This window comes from Haloarcula sp. Atlit-120R, from assembly GCF_003665885.1.
Classification (GTDB): domain Archaea; phylum Halobacteriota; class Halobacteria; order Halobacteriales; family Haloarculaceae; genus Haloarcula; species Haloarcula taiwanensis.
Map to the genome: position 1 here is coordinate 472,359 of NZ_QPLN01000003.1, position 16,792 is coordinate 489,150.

At 63.3% G+C, this 16,792-nt stretch carries 19 protein-coding genes; 11 read left to right on the forward strand and 8 right to left on the reverse strand.

All coding sequences use genetic code 11. The features are described from left to right. The first annotated feature begins 420 nt into the window (after positions 1–420). Positions 421–1,116: an endonuclease III gene (gene nth / locus DVK01_RS14080; protein WP_121537205.1), complete on the forward strand. Its 696-nt coding sequence runs from the start codon at positions 421–423 to the stop codon at positions 1,114–1,116. A gap of 39 nt (positions 1,117–1,155) precedes the next feature. Here nth and DVK01_RS14085 read toward each other — a convergent pair whose 3' ends face one another. The 6 genes from DVK01_RS14085 to DVK01_RS14110 form a co-directional block, all read right to left on the reverse strand. Continuing rightward, positions 1,156–2,571 (reverse strand): sodium-dependent transporter, encoded by a 1,416-nt coding sequence (locus DVK01_RS14085; RefSeq protein ID WP_101351567.1) that lies wholly within the window; start codon positions 2,569–2,571, stop codon positions 1,156–1,158. 176 nt (positions 2,572–2,747) lie between these two features. Next, positions 2,748–3,446 carry an ABC transporter ATP-binding protein gene (locus DVK01_RS14090; RefSeq protein WP_101351568.1) on the reverse strand — a complete coding sequence of 233 codons (699 nt, stop codon included), beginning with the start codon at positions 3,444–3,446 and terminating at the stop codon, positions 2,748–2,750. Beyond that, positions 3,446–4,252, reverse strand: coding sequence for an ABC transporter ATP-binding protein (locus DVK01_RS14095; protein WP_101351569.1), 807 nt, complete (start codon positions 4,250–4,252; stop codon positions 3,446–3,448). Before DVK01_RS14095 ends, DVK01_RS14090 begins: the two co-directional genes overlap by 1 nt. After that, positions 4,252–5,406 (reverse strand): urea ABC transporter, permease protein UrtC, encoded by a 1,155-nt coding sequence (urtC, locus tag DVK01_RS14100; protein ID WP_101351570.1) that lies wholly within the window; start codon positions 5,404–5,406, stop codon positions 4,252–4,254. The genes DVK01_RS14095 and urtC overlap by 1 nt, the downstream gene beginning before the upstream one ends. After that, positions 5,407–6,345 carry an urea ABC transporter, permease protein UrtB gene (urtB, locus tag DVK01_RS14105; RefSeq protein WP_101351571.1) on the reverse strand — a complete coding sequence of 313 codons (939 nt, stop codon included), beginning with the start codon at positions 6,343–6,345 and terminating at the stop codon, positions 5,407–5,409. It abuts the gene before it with no gap. 2 nt (positions 6,346–6,347) lie between these two features. Then, entirely contained in the window at positions 6,348–7,655 is a 1,308-nt protein-coding gene (locus DVK01_RS14110; protein ID WP_101351572.1) for an urea ABC transporter substrate-binding protein, read from the reverse strand. A 630-nt stretch (positions 7,656–8,285) separates the two neighbouring features. Here DVK01_RS14110 and DVK01_RS14115 point away from each other — a divergent pair. Genes DVK01_RS14115 through DVK01_RS14145 form a run of 7 tightly spaced genes read left to right on the forward strand, consistent with a single transcriptional unit; the run spans position 8,286 to position 13,541 of the window. After that, a complete protein-coding gene (locus DVK01_RS14115; RefSeq protein ID WP_121537207.1) occupies positions 8,286–8,687 on the forward strand; it encodes an urease subunit beta in 402 nt (133 codons plus the stop codon). After that, on the forward strand, positions 8,684–10,390 hold the full coding sequence (gene ureC, locus DVK01_RS14120) for an urease subunit alpha (protein ID WP_121537209.1): 1,707 nt from the start codon (positions 8,684–8,686) through the stop codon (positions 10,388–10,390). Before DVK01_RS14115 ends, ureC begins: the two co-directional genes overlap by 4 nt. Then, positions 10,387–10,770, forward strand: a complete 384-nt coding sequence (locus tag DVK01_RS14125) for an urease subunit gamma (protein ID WP_101351575.1) — start codon at positions 10,387–10,389, stop codon at positions 10,768–10,770. The genes ureC and DVK01_RS14125 overlap by 4 nt, the downstream gene beginning before the upstream one ends. Next, positions 10,767–11,390, forward strand: coding sequence for an urease accessory protein UreG (gene ureG, locus DVK01_RS14130; RefSeq protein WP_101351576.1), 624 nt, complete (start codon positions 10,767–10,769; stop codon positions 11,388–11,390). The genes DVK01_RS14125 and ureG overlap by 4 nt, the downstream gene beginning before the upstream one ends. Then, on the forward strand, positions 11,390–12,289 hold the full coding sequence (locus DVK01_RS14135; RefSeq protein WP_121537211.1) for an urease accessory protein UreD: 900 nt from the start codon (positions 11,390–11,392) through the stop codon (positions 12,287–12,289). The genes ureG and DVK01_RS14135 overlap by 1 nt, the downstream gene beginning before the upstream one ends. Continuing rightward, entirely contained in the window at positions 12,289–12,855 is a 567-nt protein-coding gene (locus tag DVK01_RS14140) for an urease accessory protein UreE (protein ID WP_121537213.1), read from the forward strand. The genes DVK01_RS14135 and DVK01_RS14140 overlap by 1 nt, the downstream gene beginning before the upstream one ends. Further along, positions 12,852–13,541, forward strand: coding sequence for an urease accessory protein UreF (locus DVK01_RS14145; RefSeq protein WP_121537215.1), 690 nt, complete (start codon positions 12,852–12,854; stop codon positions 13,539–13,541). Before DVK01_RS14140 ends, DVK01_RS14145 begins: the two co-directional genes overlap by 4 nt. Positions 13,542–13,642: 101 nt before the next feature. On the opposite strand, the gene DVK01_RS14150 is transcribed toward DVK01_RS14145, so the two are convergent. Together DVK01_RS14150 and DVK01_RS14155 are read right to left on the reverse strand one after the other, a co-directional pair. Then, positions 13,643–14,203 (reverse strand): class I SAM-dependent methyltransferase, encoded by a 561-nt coding sequence (locus DVK01_RS14150; RefSeq protein WP_101351580.1) that lies wholly within the window; start codon positions 14,201–14,203, stop codon positions 13,643–13,645. A gap of 1 nt (position 14,204) precedes the next feature. Continuing rightward, the gene (locus DVK01_RS14155) at positions 14,205–14,645 is read right to left on the reverse strand and encodes a DUF302 domain-containing protein (RefSeq protein WP_101351581.1); all 441 of its coding nucleotides are present in this window, start codon (positions 14,643–14,645) and stop codon (positions 14,205–14,207) included. 575 nt (positions 14,646–15,220) lie between these two features. Between DVK01_RS14155 and DVK01_RS14160 the strand changes: the two genes are divergently transcribed. The 3 genes from DVK01_RS14160 to DVK01_RS14170 all read left to right on the forward strand — a co-directional run bounded on the left by DVK01_RS14160 (position 15,221) and on the right by DVK01_RS14170 (position 16,744). Continuing rightward, positions 15,221–15,625, forward strand: a complete 405-nt coding sequence (locus DVK01_RS14160) for a helix-turn-helix domain-containing protein (RefSeq protein ID WP_101351582.1) — start codon at positions 15,221–15,223, stop codon at positions 15,623–15,625. A 153-nt stretch (positions 15,626–15,778) separates the two neighbouring features. Further along, positions 15,779–16,138: a thioredoxin gene (gene trxA / locus DVK01_RS14165; protein ID WP_121537217.1), complete on the forward strand. Its 360-nt coding sequence runs from the start codon at positions 15,779–15,781 to the stop codon at positions 16,136–16,138. 249 nt (positions 16,139–16,387) lie between these two features. Then, a complete protein-coding gene (locus DVK01_RS14170; protein ID WP_121537219.1) occupies positions 16,388–16,744 on the forward strand; it encodes a DsrE family protein in 357 nt (118 codons plus the stop codon). Positions 16,745–16,792: the final 48 nt, after the last annotated feature.

Below are 16,792 nucleotides of genomic sequence, written 5' to 3' on the forward strand. Positions count from 1 at the left end.
CTGGCAAGACCGGTATTCACGAACGGTTAGAACAGTGCCGCGCTCGCCTTCATCGTACGACTCCTCTATCTTCGAGGCTCCGAAGTCGTGTCCGAATAGTTCACAGCGCATCCCCATGCACGGCTATTTACTTTGCATAGCTAAGAAGGTATTCACAATCAGTGACAACTATGTCTCGTCATACCCGGGCGAGGCCGTCTGTGATTAATCTCCCCCATCGCAAAACACCATGGCTGATACTGAGAGGGACTTGCCCCGGTAGACTGCCCCGACTCCGATCTTGCTGCTGCCTGCTGGCAGTCACGCGGTGAGTGGTATGGCTCTGTCGAAAGTCGCTTCTGCCATGGTTTAGGGGCGTTGTGGATCGAAACCGAACAGCGGGTCAGTGTGTTGAAGTCCGTTCAGTCCGTGTCTCGGAATATGTCGACGATTGAGAAGTGGGATGCCGCCGCTGTTCGTGCCCTCCACGAGGATCTCGTCTCGCTGCATGGCCCCGTCGAACGTGCGAGCAACCACGGTGCCGACGCCGACCCTGGCGAAGGGGTTCGACAGCTGGTGACGACGATTCTCTCACAGAACGTGGCCGACGAGAACACGCGCCGAGCCTCCGAGGCGCTGTTTGCGGCGTACGACGACTTCGCAGCCATTGAAGGGGCAGACCACGATACGCTGGCCGACACCATCCGCGTCGCAGGGCTCCCCGACCAGAAGGCGGCCCGTATTCAGCGGGCGCTTGGGGCCATCCGCGAGGAAACCGGCGGTGCCTACTCTCTTGCCTTCCTCGACGCCATGCCCACCGACGAGGCGAAAGGCTGGCTCACCGATATCAAGGGCGTCGGTCCAAAGACCGCCAGCGTCGTCCTGAACTTCCACTTCGGGAAGCCAACAATGGCTGTCGATACCCACGTCGAGCGGGTCTCCAAGCGGTTCGGGCTAGTGCCCGAGTCGGCGACTAACAAGCGCGCCCACGACGAGCTAGACGCCCTCATTCCTGACGAGCTGACCTACCCGCTGCACGTCCTGCTTATTACCCACGGCCGAGAGTTCTGCTCGGCGCGTACTCCCGACTGTGCGAACCCAGTCTGCGAGCGCTACTGCGGTTGTGAGGAGTGTTAGCGCCGGATTCCAGAGCCGGGACAAGTCAAAACAGCCGTCTTACTGCGAACTCAACAGGTCGCTTCGACTTCCGTTTCGAACGACGATAGCCAGGGCGACGGTACCGACGACAGCAATGAGCGCTCGGCCGCCGAGTCCCAGCGACATCCCAGCGAGCGACGCGAGGGTGTTCGTCAACAGGAACAGCACGACAACGGGGAGCACCCAGCTAACGGTTAGAAGCCACGGCTTGGCTACCCATTCGAAACGGTCGGTTCCGGCGCGGAACTCGGCCAGCGCTTCCACGCGCAGCAGCCAGCCGACGATGACAGTGAACGCGAACAGCCCGACAGTCAAGAGGAGGTCGGCGAGCGTGCCGGAGACGAACTGGAACACCGAGCTTGTGAGCGACAGTCCGCTCCCGGTGGCGGCGAGCAGGACCGATACCAGCACCGTCGCCCGGCGTCGCGGGACGCCGAAGCTGTCGACGAGCGTTGCCACCGGCGTCTCAAGCAGGCTGATGCCGCTGGTCACCGCGGCCATCAGCACAGTCGCAAAGAACGCGGTTGCAACGAGTTCGCCGCCCGGAAGCGTCGCAAACGCCGTCGCGAGCGCCACGAACAGCGCACCGGGACCGCCCTGTCCGGGGTCGACGCCCTGTGAGAAAAGCAGCGGGATGACGACCAGTCCGGCGAGGACTCCGATGAACGTGTTTGAGACTGCGATAACGAGCGTATCCCGTGGAAGCGATGCGTTATCGTCGAGATACGAGGCGTAGGTCAGCATGACTCCAGCGCCGAGCGAGAGGGTGAACAGCGCCTGGCCCGCCGCCGGCCCGATGACGCTCAGGAAGTTCGCGGCGAGGTATTCAGCGTCGAAGCTGAGATAGAACGCGTAGCCGGCGGCCGTACCCGGCTGGGTGGCCGTCCACACTGCGAGGCCGAGGAGAATAATCACGACGCCGGGGAGCATCACCTTCGAGACGCGTTCGATACCGTGGCTCACGCCGAAAAAGACGATAGCAGCGACGATACCGAGGAACAGCAGGTGAAAGGCGACCGCGTCGAGCCCGAAGCTCATCGCCCCGAAGTACTGCTGGGGCTGCCCGAAGTAGGCTCCGACCGGCGAGACGAGCGTGTAGCGGAGGATCCACCCGCCGACGACAGAGTAGAACGAGAGGATAACGAGCGTTGTGAGGACGTTGAACGCGCCCAGCCATGACCCCCAGCGGGAGCCGGTGAGTGAGCGCAACGCCGCGGTTGGCGTCTGCCGCCCACAGCGTCCGAGGACGAACTCAGCGAGCAGTCCCGGAACGCCGATGCCGACGACGACGAGCAGATAGACGATGAGGAACGCGCTGCCGCCGTTCCCGGCGGTCAGCCACGGGAACCGCCAGATGTTCCCGAGGCCCGCTGCACCGCCGACAGCGGCAAGCACGAAACCGAGGTTCGAGATCCAAGAATCACGATCGGACATTCGTGTACACGTCTGTACGATGGGTACTCAAGTTCCTGTTGATTCGGTTGCTTGCGTGTAATCAGGAAGTAGTTAGAAACGCAATATGACAGCGCGTCCGAACCGCCATGGGTCGCTCCGTAGGCGACCGCCAGAAGGTCGGTGCCAGCGGTCCAGACCAGCGCCAACAGCCCGTCTCAGACCGCGAGGTACTCCGCAATCGCGTCCTCGTCGGCAATCGTCGACGGGCCGAGTTCGTCGACGACCGTCCCACGCTCCATCGCGTAACAGCGGTCGGCCATCTCACGGATGACGCCGAGGTTTTGCTCGACGAACAGAATCGTCGTCCCGAGGTCGGCGTTGATGGTCTGCATATCCTGGCTGATCTGATCGACAATAGAGGGCTGGATGCCCTCGCTGGGCTCGTCGAGCAGGAGCAGGTCGGGGTTCGAGACCAGTGCGCGGCCGATGGCGAGCATCTGCTGTTGCCCGCCCGAGAGCGTGCCGGCCTCCTGGCTGGCCCGCTCTTCGAGTACGGGGAAGTAGTCGTATATCTGGTCGTACAGCGTTTCATCGCTGTCAGACCGAATGGTCTCACCCATTTTGATGTTCTGTTCGACGGTTAGCTTTGGGAACACGTCCCGGCCCTGCGGGATATAGCCGATTCCGGCCCGGGCGCGCTCGTCGGCGCTCGCGTGGGTCACATCCACGCCGTCGTAGCGGATGGTCCCCTCGCTGGACTCCAGTAAACCCATCACCGTCTTCAGGAGCGTCGTCTTGCCGACGCCGTTTTTTCCCATCACGCCGACGATTTCCCCCTCCTCGACAGAGAGGTCCACGTCCCGCAGTATCGGCGTCGTGTCGTAGGCAGCGGAAACGTCGTCGAGTTCGAGCATCACGACTCACCACCCAGATAGATCCGCTGGACCTCCGGGTCGGATTCGATTTCCGCAATCGCTCCCTCGCGGAACACCTCGCCGTTGTGCAGGACGGTCACTTCCTCGGCGATGCTCGCGACGAAGTCGGTGTCGTGTTCGATGACGATGAAGGCAATCCCTTTCTCCTCGTTGAGCCGTCTGATCCGCTCGGCGATAGCTTCGCGCTCGCCCACGTCGAGGCCGGCGACCGGCTCGTCCAAGAGGAGGAGGTCGGGTTCGAGCGCGGCAGCCATCCCGATTTCGAGTTGCTGTTGCTGGCCGTGTGAGAGCTGGCCGGCTTCGACGTCCTCGTAGCCGGTGAGACCAGCAGCCCCGATGGCCTCGGCGACAAGCCGCCGTCGTTCCTCCCCGTCGGCGAACTGCTGGACGGGGAGTCTGACGTTCTCTCTAACGCTCAGGTCACCGTACACGGACGGGACCTGGAACTTCATACTGATGCCGCGTGACACCCGCTCGTGTGGTTCGAGGTCGGTGATATCGTGGCCGTTGTAGTAGATACTGCCGTCACTCGCCTCGTAGGTACCGGTAATCAGGTTCAGTAATGTTGATTTGCCAGCGCCGTTTGGACCGATGAGACACCGTAGCTCCCCTTCGGCGACCGAGAAGTCCACGTCGTCAGTAGCGGTGAACCCGCCGAACTGTTTGACGAGCCCGTCGGTCTGCAGCAGTGTCTCGGTTCTGTCGCCCGTTGCCAGTTCCGCAGCGGTCTGCCGGACGTTCGGTCCAAGCGGGTCGATGTCGGATTCGGTTTCAGTATCACTCATTAGTCACTCACCTCACTCGGCGCATCGGGTGTGTCGGCTCCACCGGCTTCGCCCGGTCCGAGTCGAGTTGCGACGATCTGCTCGTGGAGCCACGGAACGAGACCGCTCGGAAGAACCAGAATCGTCACTAGCAACAGAGTGCCAAGCAGGACCAGCGCCAGCTCACCCGCCATCGAGATGCGGAGGTATTCGATGGCAAGCGTTGCGACAACGGCCCCGAGCAAGCTCTTTCGGCCGCCGATACTCACCCAGATGACCGGCAGCGTCGCGAACAGCAGCGAGAACACGGTCGGGTCGATGTAGACGTTTCGTGCGGCGTACAGCACGCCGGACAGGCCCGCCAGTGCGCCGCCGAGCGTGAACACGACGAACTTGACGCGGGTCACGTTGTAGCCGAACATTTCGGTTCGGTCCTCGTCCTCGCGGACGGCGACCATCACGCGACCGTAGTCAGAATTGACGAGGGCTCGCAATGCGAGGTACGTCCCGACCAACAACACTAGGACGAGGTAGTAGAACGGACTGATCTCAAACGCTCCGATGCCGATTACCCGCATCGGGAACGGGTTGTAAATGAACTGGTACGACAGCCCACCGACACCGAGAGTCAACAGCGGGATGTCCGGCATCCCGTTGAACCCGCCGAGCGCCGCCTCGCCGATGGCCCACTCGGAGCCGGCGGTCTGGGCCATGAACGTGTGGAGCACGATGGTCGAGACGAGCGTGATGATAGTCACGTAGACGTCACGCACCCCGCCGTAGAACATGAAGTAGCCCAGTATCGCTGCGCTGAGGCCACCGCCGACGATACCGGCGACGACGGCGGCCGTAATCCCACCCGGGGTCGCAAAGTTGATCGAGACGACGCCGAACGTGTAGGCTCCGATGCCGAAGAAGACGACCTGCCCGAAGCTCAGCACGCCAGAGTAGCCCCAGACGACTGACAGGGAAAGCCCCAAAAGAGCCAGCACCATGAACAGCGACAGCTGGGAGCTGTCACCGAAGGCTGGGTAGACGGCGAGCGCCGCTACAGCGGCGGCGAAGCCACCCCAGAACCCGCGGGATTCCCCGATGGTGTTTGGCCCCTCGAACCGACTGCGGAGCCGACCCGGAAGCGACCTGTTCGCCTCGCCGTTTGCACTGTTTCTCGCCATCTAGTCGCTCTCCTGTCTCCGTTTCCGCAGTTGGTCGATGAAGCCGGTGATGCCGTTAGGGAGGAACCGTAGGGCGATCAGCGCAGCAACGAGCAGCGCGATACGGCCGATGAACGTCCCGTAGAGATTCGAGAACGTGGCCAGAATCGCCCCGAGGACACCCCCCGACAGCGCGGTCCCGAGGACGACGCTCGGCCCCCCGACGACGACGGCGACGAACGCCTCAACCAGAAACTGGTCGCCCAGCGTCGGCTGCATCGAGATGACCGGCGCGAACAGCGCGCCGGTCAGTCCCGCCAGCGAGGAGCCGATTCCGAACGTCAGCATGTACATCCGGTCGGTGTTGACGCCCATGGCCTGTGCCGTTTGCTTGTCCTGTATCGTCGCCCGGGCACGCATCCCGAAGTCCGTCCGAGTGAACAGGTAGTAGGTGACCAGGAGCAGCCCGATGCTGACGCCGGCCAGGACGATTCGGTACGACGAGTACGAGAACTCCCCGTACGATATCGCACCGAACGGCGTGGCAATCTGGTCGATGGAGTTCCCGAAGCGTATCCGAGCGCCTTGTGTCAGTATCAGGCTAAGCCCGAAGGTGGCGACCATGGAATCGGCCAGTCGGTCGTACAGCGGCTCGATGATGTCACGGCCGAGCGTCCGCTGGCTGACATAGTTGGGCCACGCTCCGGAGATTATCACCCGCTCAGTCAGAATCCCGAAGAGGCCGGTGACCAGACCGCCGACAAGCATCGCCACGACGAGCGGGAGTCCGAGTTGCGTCACGGCCAGCGTCGCAGTGTAGGCCCCGATAAGAATGAACTCCCCGTGTGCCAGGTTGATGACGCCCATGATGCCGAAGATGATGGCCAACCCCGCCGCGGCGAGTACGATGAACGCGAAGCTATCGAGGAACTGTAACGCGAGGTTGATCCCGTTTACCATCCCTACTCGGCCTCCTCGTAGTAGTCGACCGGGGTGTACTGGGTCTGCTCCGGGTTCTCGGGGAGGTTACAGCCGGCCGTCTCCGAGAGGAACGTCTCGGGAATCTGGCGGTTCTCGACGGCCTCGATGTTGTGCTCCTCGTCGGCGCGCATAATCCACATGTGGTGGTCGACGTGGTGGGTCGCGCCGTCGAGCCTGATAGTCTCGCCCTCGGGCGCTTCGGGGGCCTCCTCGGTGCCGAGTTCGATGCCCGATTCCAGGGCGTCGATGACTTCCGGCTGTTCGGTGGTCCCGGCCTGCTCGACGGCCTTCTTGTACATGTACGTCGAGAAGTAGTTGGTCTCGGCCTCTTCGTTGAGGTAGGGTGCGTCGGGGTACATCTCGAAGTACCGGTCGACGAAGCCGCCGTCACCAGTATTGCTCTCGGTCGGCACCTCCTCCATGTAGTTGACGCCGGCGTAGATGTTTGCCATCGCGGGCGGGTCGAGCCGACGGTGCTCGTACCCCTGTGCCATCGCCGTTGACGTGCCGATAGGAATGTCGAGGCCGGCCGAGGCCTTCTGTTCGTAGAACGACGTGTGGTTCGCCCCGACAAGCATCGACATGACGAAATCCGGGTCCGCCTCCTGAATCCGGTTGATGGTCGACCCGAAGGAGGACTCGCTCAGCGGGATGAACTCCTCGCCGAGGACGTTCGCGTCGTTTTCGTTCGCCAGCACCTTTACCCAGTCCGCAGAGAGCTGGCCGAAGTTGTAGTCGGCCGCGATGGTGTAGATGTCCGGGCCGAACTCCTCGACCAGGTACGGGAGGACGATGCCGAGTTGCTGGCGGGCGGTCGGGCCGACCGCGAAGGTGAACTCGTCGCAGACGCCGCCCTCGTACTGGGTGGTGTAGAAGTACAGCTGTTCGTTGCGGTCGATAATCGGGCGGATGGCCTCCCGAGTCGCCGAAGAGTAGCCGGCCCACAGCGCGTCGACGTTCTCCTCGTTTATCGCCGTGCGAGTCAGTTCCTGGTAGCGCTGGTTGTCCGACTGAGGGTCGCGCTGGAACGTCTCTATCTGCTTGCCGTCGATGCCGCCGTTGGCGTTGATTTCCTCGATGGCGAGCATCGACGCCTTGGCCTTCGGGTCGCCGACGAGGGCGAAGTTCCCGGACTGGTCCTCCAGCACGCCGATTTTGAGCGTATCAGTACTGCTTGCGGTGTCCGTAGAAGTCCCACCTTCACCGGCGGAACAGCCGGCGAGGCCGGTGACGAGTGCGGCCCCGCTCGCGCCGAGGAACTGGCGGCGACTGAGAGGGGACCGGCTCATGCTTTCACATCCGAGACTAGGTTTTTGTTAGGATTGTTACTTCCATTATATTTGGTCATCTCTCGTTCTTTACTCAGGATATCCGAACGTTCGTCCATGATATCGTTCACAGTGTTGCCGTCTGGGAGGTAGCAAATAAGGTTTACCACTCTTATCTTATATTGTCCACCACACACTCTTGATAGTATAAGGTCGTCAAAGGATATGACGAATAGTCGCCGTACCCATCAATATTAGAGTTTAAGTTTGGATTGTTTCATAATTTCATCTCCCAATTATTCGATGCGGAAAAAGTAGAAGTCAAAGCGTTATTTTTTCACAGCGAATTATCTCGCCGCTGTCAGGCAGTTTTGCGCTCTCAGTCCGCAGATCACCCGTCATATCCTCGCCCGCGTCACTGGAGCCATCGCTGTCGGTACAGACGACAGACTGGACGTGAGTCGTGTTGACTCCCGGAAGTAGGACAGTTCGATAGTCGAACCCCTTTATCTGGGTCCGGAACTTTATTATTTAATCCAGTTCTCGACATAGGGGCGTCACTTGCGCAGAGAGCAATCATTTTAGTATGCGTATTCAAAGAAAGGGGCAGATGATAGACAAACAGTCAGAAATGCGCGGGGCGGTGGCGCGATGAGTGACGGACTCGTTCCCGGCGAGGTCATCCCGGACGAAGGGACAGTGACGCTGAACGAGGGCCGGGAAACGACCGAGGTGACCGTCGGGAACACGGGCGACAGACCCTCGCAGGTCGGGTCCCACTTCCACTTCTTCGAGGCTAATGCAGCCCTGGAGTTCGACCGCGAAGCGGCCATGGGGATGCGGCTGAACATCCCCGCCGGGACGGCCGTCCGGTTCGAACCCGGCGACGAGCAGACCGTCGAACTCGTCGAAATCGGCGGGAAGCGCCGCGCCCACGGGATGAACGGCCTCGTGAACGGGAGCGTCGACGGGGACACGAGCGACGCGGTCGAGCGCATGCGCGCGGCCGGATTCGGAGACACCGGGGCCGACGACGAGGAGGGAGCGGAGTGACACGCGACATCGACCGCGAGAACTACGCCGAACTGTACGGGCCGACGGAAGGCGACAAAGTTCGGCTCGGCGACACGGAGCTGTTCGCCGAGGTTGAGGAGGATCTGCGGACCCACGGCGACGAGGCGGTGTTCGGCGGCGGCAAGACCCTCCGTGACGGGCTGGGCATGGCACCCGGCGTCACGCAGGCGGAGGGCGCGCTCGACTGGGTGCTGACGAACGCGACGATTATCGACCCCGTGCTGGGCATCGTCGCCGCCGACATCGGCATCCGGAACGGCGAAATCGCCGGCATCGGGAAGGCCGGCAACCCCGACACGATGGACGGCGTCGACATGGTCGTCGGCCCGTCGACGGACGTGTACCCGGCCGAGGGGAAGATCGCGACCGCCGGGGGCCTGGACATCCACATCCACTTCAACTCCGCACAGCTCCACGAACACGCGCTGTCGGGCGGTATCACGACGATGCTCGGCGGCGGGTACGGGGGCGGGGCGACGACGACCACGACCGGCCCGGAGAACATCAAGCGCTTCCTGCAGGCAGCCGAGGCGTGGCCGGTCAACGTCGGCTTCTACGGGAAGGGCAACGCTTCGGAACCGGGACCGCTCCGCGAGCAGGTCGCGGCCGGGGCTTGCGGGCTGAAACTCCACGAGGACTGGGGGTCGACGCCCGAGACCATCGATACCTGCCTCGAAGTCGCCGAGGACGAGGACGTGCAGGTCTGTATGCACACGGACACGCTGAACGAGGCGGGCTTCCTGGAGAACACCTTCGGGGCCGTCGACGGCCGGACCATGCACCTGTTCCACATCGAGGGTGCGGGCGGCGGCCACGCGCCGGATATCATGGAGATGGTCGGCGAGCCGAACATGCTCCCGTCGTCGACCAATCCGTCGATGCCCTACACCGACAACACGTTCGACGAGCACCTCGACATGGTGATGGTGTGTCACCACCTCAACCCCGACGTGCCAGAGGACGTGGCCTTCGCAGAGTCGCGGGTGCGGGCGGAGACCATCGCCGCCGAGGACGTCTTGCACGACATGGGGGCCATCTCGATGATGACCTCCGACTCACAGGCGATGGGGCGGATGGCCGAGGTCATCCCGCGCACCTGGCAGACCGCCTCGAAGATGAAGTCCCAGCGCGGGCCGCTCCCCGAGGACGAGGGGACCGGCGCGGACAACCACCGCATCAAGCGCTACATCTCGAAGTACACCATCAACCCCGCCATCTCTGCGGGTATCGACGAGTACGTCGGGACGCTGGAACCGGGGAAACTGGCCGACATCTGCCTCTGGGACCCCGCCTTCTTCGGCGTCAAGCCGGCGATGACGTTCAAGGGCGGCTTCCCGGTCCACTCCGAGATGGGCGAGGCCAACGGCTCGCTGATGACCTGCGAGCCCATCATCCAGCGCGAGCGGGCCGGCGCGGTCGGCAAGGCCAGACACGCCCTCTCGCTGTCGTTCGTCTCCCCGGCGGCCGCCGAGGCCGGCGTCGGCGAGGAGTACGGGCTCGACTCCCGCGTCGTGCCGATAGAGGGCGCGCGAACGCCCGGCAAGGACGACATGGTGTACAACGACTACTGCCCCGACGACATCGAGGTCGACCCCGAGACGTTCGAGGTCCGGGTCGACGGCGAACACGTCACCTGCGAACCGTCCTCCGAACTACCACTCGCACAGCGGTACCTGCTATGAAACTCACAGCCAAAGAACAGGAGCGACTCACGGTCTTTACCGCCGCAGAGGTCGCGCGACGCCGCAAGGAACGCGGCGTCCCGCTGAACCACCCCGAAGCCGTCGCCTACATCAGCGACTGGTGCATCGAGCGCGGCCGCGACGGTCAGTCCGTCGCCGAAATCCGGTCGGGCGCGTCGAAACTGCTCGGCCGCGAGGACGTGATGGACGGCGTCCCGGAGATGATCGACATGATTCAGGTCGAACCGGTGTTCCCCGACGGGACGAAACTCGTCACGGTTCACGACCCGATTCGCTCCGACAGTGTCGGGGCGGCCGACAGCGAGAGCGAGGACGCGGCGGCCGACGGCGGCGACGCCGCGACGGAGGCCGAGGAGTGAGCCTCACGCACCGCGACGTGGCGACGGTCGGCATCGGCGGCCCGGTCGGCTCCGGGAAGACGTCGCTGTTGACCGCGCTCGTCCCGAAACTGCGTGAGCAGGGCCTGGACGTGGGCGTCATCGCCAACGACATCCTGACCCAGGAGGACGCCGACGTGCTCCGCGAGCGGTTCGCCGGGGTCGTCCCCGAGGACCTCGTGGCCGGCGTCGAGACCGGCGCGTGCCCGCACACGGGCATCCGCGAGGACCCGTCGATGAACCTCCAGCAGATAGACGCCTTCCTCGCCGAGCACCCGGAACTGGACCTCGTGTTGGTCGAGAGCGGCGGCGACAACCTCGCGGCGACGTTCAACCCCGAACTCGCCGACTACTCGCTGTACGTCATCTCCGTCGCCGAGGGCGAGGACATCCCCCGCAAGCGCGGGCCGGGGGTCGTCGACTGTGACCTGCTCGTCGTCAACAAGACCGACCTCGCGCCCCACGTCGGCGTCGACCTCGACGTGATGGAGCGGGACGCCGACGAGGTCCGGGACGGCCCCGTCGTCTTCACCAACTGCAAGGACGAGACAAACGTCGACGAGGTGCTGTCACACGTCCGGGAGGGGGTGCTGTTCGCCTGATGGCCGCCGACGCGCCCCATCCGGCGTTCGAGGGGTACGCGACCGAAGCCGTCCCGCAGGCCGCCGTGGGGTCGCCCGGGAAAGACGGCGTCCTCGAACTGACCTTCGAGCGGACCGGCGACGGGACGACCCTGGTCCACGACTACGCGACGGTCCCGTTCCACATCTCGGGGACGCTGGGCCACGACCCCCTCCCCGAGGCCGACACCGTCTTGGTCCAGTCGCCGACCGGCGGCGTCGCACAGGGGGACCGCCACGACGTGACTATCGAGGTCGGCGAGGACGCCGTCGCCCACGTCTCGACCCAGAGTTCGACGAAGGTCCAGACGATGACGTGTAACTACGCCGCTGCCGAGACGACGCTTAGCGTCGGCGCTAGCGGCCATCTGGACTACGTGCCCGAGCCGACGATTCTCCACGCCGACTCGCGGTACCTGCAGGAGCTGTCGGTCGAGCTGGCCCCCGGCGCGACCGCCGTCGTCAGCGACGTCGTCGTCCCCGGACGACTCGCCCGCGGCGAGCGCTTCGAGTTCGAGCGGTACCTCTCCCGCGTGCGTGCAGACGGGCCGGACGGCCTCCTGTTCGAGGACGCGACGCACCTGACGCCGGCCGACGGCGACCCGACGGCCCCCGGCGTCCTCGGCGAGTTCACCGTCTACGGGACGGCGTTCGTCCTCGCGCCCGACCGCGACGAGGGCGAACTCAGCGACGCCTTGCACGCGGTCGTCGCCGACGGCAGGGCCCGCGCCGGCGCGACGGCGCTCCCGAACGGTGCCGGCGTCGCGGTCCGTGCCCTCGGCGACCGGGCCGAGACCGTGCAGTCGACGCTGCACGCGGCCTGGGACCACGGCCGACGGGAATTGCTGGACGCGCCCGCGCCGTCCGGGAGGAAGTACTGATGCTGGTCGCGGACACCTACCTCGGCCACCGCGACGACGAGGCCGTCGCCGAGGCGGTCGACGGGTCGGACCACGCGACGGTCGTGCTCTCGGACACCGAACGGCGGCGCTCGCGGGTGCGCACCGAAACGACGGCCGGCCGGGACCTCGGTATCGTGGTCGCCCGCGACCTCGCGGACGGCGACGTGTTGGAAGCCGACGGCGGCACCCTCGTCGTCGTCGAACTCGCTGCGGTCGAGGCTCTGGTGCTCGATTTCGCCGACAGCGACGTGTCATCGACCGCGGCGCTGGAGGTCGGTCACGCGGTCGGGAACAGGCACTGGAACCTCGCGGTCCGCGGCGAAGAGGCCCTGTTCCCGGTCACTGAGTCGAAATCGAGGATGGAGGCCACGGTGGCCGACCTGCTCCCTGCGGACGTGCCGACGCGGTACGAGCACGTGCCGCCGACCACCTTTGACGATGACGAGGTCGACCACACCCACGGCGACGAGGGCCACGGAGGCCACAGTCACGGCGGCCACGCCCACGACCACGGCGTCCGCACTATCGACGGGGGCGAGCGATGACCGACGCCGCGACGCTCGAATCGTTCCGGCTGGCGGATTCGTTCTTGCCGGTCGGGACCTACACTGTTTCCTACGGGCTGGAACAGTTCATTCAAGACGACCGCGTCGAGGATGCGGCAGACCTCGAAGCGCTCCTGTCGACGTACCTGCGCCGGCAGGTCGGCCCCGCCGAACTCGTCGCGCTCCGGGCGGCACACGCCGCCGCCACCGAGGGCGACCTCGACGAGGTCTGCCGGGCCGACCGACGGCTCTCGGCCGTGACGCTGGCCGCGGAGTTCCGCGAGAGCGCCCAGCAGTCCGGCGACCGACTGCTCTCACTCCAGACGGAACTGCGCGACGAGGCCATGCTGGACCGCTACGCGGAGCGCGTCGACGCCGACGACGCGCCCGGGAACTACGCCGTCGTGCTCGGCGTTGCGACGGGACTGGCCGGCGTCGCCGTCCGCGAGGCCTGCCTGCTGTGCTGTCACGGCTTCGTCACCGGGCTGCTGGGCGCGGCCCAGCGACTCCTCTCGCTGGGTCACACGGATGCCCAGCGAATCCTGAACGAGCTACAGCCGGTGATGACGGCCGCAGTCGAGGAAAGCGCGGACCGGGGGCTGGACGAGATGGCTCCGTTTGCCCCCCTCGTAGACGTACTGGCCGCCGATCATGAACGGGCAGAGCGCCGGCTGTTCGCCAGTTGACGGCCAGACGTTCGAGCGCAACAGGTCGGCCAGTACTGTTCCCGGACAGGCTCTCAGAGGAAAGAAGAAACCGGGGGAGTTCGGGTGTCAGGGCTGGCCCGTTATTCAGCACTCGCGACGAGCAGAAATGTCTCCGGCCGCACAGCTGCGAACTCAACCGTGAACTCGTGCTGTCGGAGCGCGTCCGTCGCCTCGTCAGCCGAAAATCGTTCATCGACGGGCGGCCCACTGTGACCACTGCCGGAAGCCGCCCAATCGGCGACAGCGAACGTTCCGCCAGATTTGAGCACTCGTGCAACCTCGTTTAGCGCCCCGTCGCTAGCGAACTCGTGGTACGTCATCGTCGAGAACGCCCCATCAAGGCCGGCAGTATCGAACGGGAGGTCATCGACCGCGCTCGTCACAAGATCGACGTTGTCGGGGACACCTTTCTCCCGGTAGTAGTCGTGCATCGCCTCCTGGATATCCACGGCGTACACATGGTCAACGGCCGATGCAACATCGTCGGTGTAGAAACCAGTCCCACTCCCGAGGTCCGCGACCGTGTCGTCCCGATTGGCCGACAACGCCCAGCGGAGCTCTTCCGCGGAGAGAAATCGGTACCGTTGCTGTGCGTCTTCGAGCTTGTCGGCCCGGTCGGCGTCGAACGTGTGATACCCCATGTTAGAGGTTCTGGAACGCCTCGTCAACGATTTCGCCGGTGTCAGCCACGATGTCTGCCATCTCCTCGTTGTGGGGGGCCATTCCAACGAGGCGAGCAATACGCATAATCGAAACGTGATAGACGCGCTGTTGTTCGGGTTCTTCCTCCCAGATGACGACGTTGCAGGCCATGAGTGCGCCGAGTTTGTTGTCCGTCGCGTCGAGAGCACGGTCAGCGACCTCGGGATTGCAGGCACCCAGCACGTAGTATGGGTCACGGTCCGCGTCAATCTTCTCGTTGAGCATCTCAGACGGCGAGAATTCGACGGGGACCCCGAATCCAGCGTCGGTAAACACGTCCCGGACGTGTTCGATAGCGTCCTCGTGGCTCATTTCGAGCGTCGCCTGTTGTTCACCGATGTCTTCAGGGTCGATCTGACTCGGGTCGATTGGGAGCGTCATTCGTGTATTGTATTGTGGCTACAGAACAAAATCTCTTCGGGTGCACGTCAGCGGCGTGAGCCGTTCTCGCAGATCTTGAATCAGACGAATCGGTCGCTACATATTGAGGGTGTGACTGTCATCTGTGGGCTGAATATAGGTATCGTCCAGCCACTCAGGAGTGATGTAGATGTAGAGTGGCACGGAAACTGCGCCGTGAGCGAGTGCTACCGAGCTACCGCGCTGGGTCTGTCCTTGGAATCCCGCGCCAACGCTCTCAGGAAGAACCGGTCGTGTGAAAAGTGGGCAGCAATACCACAAATACAGTGGTATCAAAGGTTCAGCCACGGGTACGACTCAATCGTTCTCCGCCACAAAGACGACATGAGCGGTTGAGTAAGCAGCACCGGGTGTGTCGAGGCCGGGGAGTGAAACTGGCACGACACCGCGACGGGGGAGACTGCCTTGACGGTAAAAGTCGTGTCACTTGTATGACTGTGCTCCCACCCACTCGTTAGCTAGCAGCTTTTGCGTGCATTTGTGCGAACTGTACACAAGTCTTTTAACCGCGTAGCGGCTACGAAGACGTGATAACAATGCCAGATTCGATGTCTGAACAACTCCGACAGGACATGCAGTGCGAGGGGCTATTGGAATGTTTCCACGGCCTCAAGGAACTCGATAAAGAGTGCTTTCGAGCGCTCGTCGAGGCTGACGAACCGCTGACCGTCGACGAGCTCGCCGAAGCAGTCGACCGAGAGCGCTCGACCGCGTATCGCGCCGTCCAGCGGCTCCTCCAGACGGGCTTCATCGAGAAAGACCAGATCAACTACGATCAAGGCGGCTACTACCACGTCTACTCGCCGACAGACCCGTCACAGATCGCAGACGAGATGCAGCGGATGCTCAACGACTGGTACGCAAAGATGGGGCAACTGATTCAGGAGTTCGAAAACAAGTACGAACAGGCTGAGTCCACGGCCCCTACTGTCGAAAGCTAACGACGCCCCTCTATCGTACCCTGGCTCCCGCGCCGCGTCGATTTGTACCTGTGGCGACGTATATTTTTACGGTGCCTGTCCGGCATTCAATAATTCATAGTATTGTGCTTTCTGTGCAAACACTTATTTATCGCAAACGCCTATGATATATCGATGACAACCGATACTCCGTCCGACACCGAGATGGCCGCGACGAACGAACCGCTTCACATTGACGGAGCGGACCAACTCAACGATGTCATCGGCAAGCACAATGTCGTCCTCGTGGATTTTTATGCCGACTGGTGCGGCCCGTGCCAGATGCTCGAACCGGTAGTCAAGACGCTAGCCGCGGAAACCGATGCGACCGTAGCCAAGGTTGATGTCGACGCCAACCAGCAACTCGCTCAGTCGTATGGTGTCCGGGGCGTCCCAACACTCATCCTGTTCGCCGACGGTGAGCAGGTCGAAGAGATCGTCGGCGTCAAAGGCGAAGCTGACCTCCGAGCGCTTATCGAGTCCTACACTGAATAGAATCGCATTTCTACACCGTCGAATAAGGAAAGTATCGCGACGACTGAGTCGAGCACGTGAGGCCGACCACCGTCGACGACGAGTCTGAGAAGCCGAGTCGCCCGCCATCCGCCAGCACGCGGTTGCCCTCTGTGGGCTCAGCTCACTCACTGTCCGACTGATCTTGGTTTATAAATACTTGGTGCGAGTTCAACCCCGGTGCACGCACCCACTCGTAATATATTGTCGGGTCCGCTATTACGCCACGTAATGACAAAAGCAGCCATCATCATCCTCGCAGGGACGGAGGGACACGAAAACCTCGGCCGGCTCGCAAACGGCCTCGAAGCCGCAACGGAGTTCGCACAGAACGATGAAGACGACCTCGAACTCATCTTCGACGGGGCCGGAACACAGTGGATTCCGGAACTCGAAGACGAGGACAGCGACTACCACGAACTGTATCAGAGTCTCAAGGATGACGTTGCAGTCTGTGACTACTGTTCCGGCGCGTTCGGCGTCGAAGACGCCGTCGACGACGCCGGGCTTGTCACGCTGGACGACCACGACGGCCACCCGAGCATCCGCTCACTCGTCGACGACGACTACGAGGTCATCACCTTCTAATTCCGACAGCAGAGGTCCAATCGCGCTGTATCGACCCACAGCGCGGCT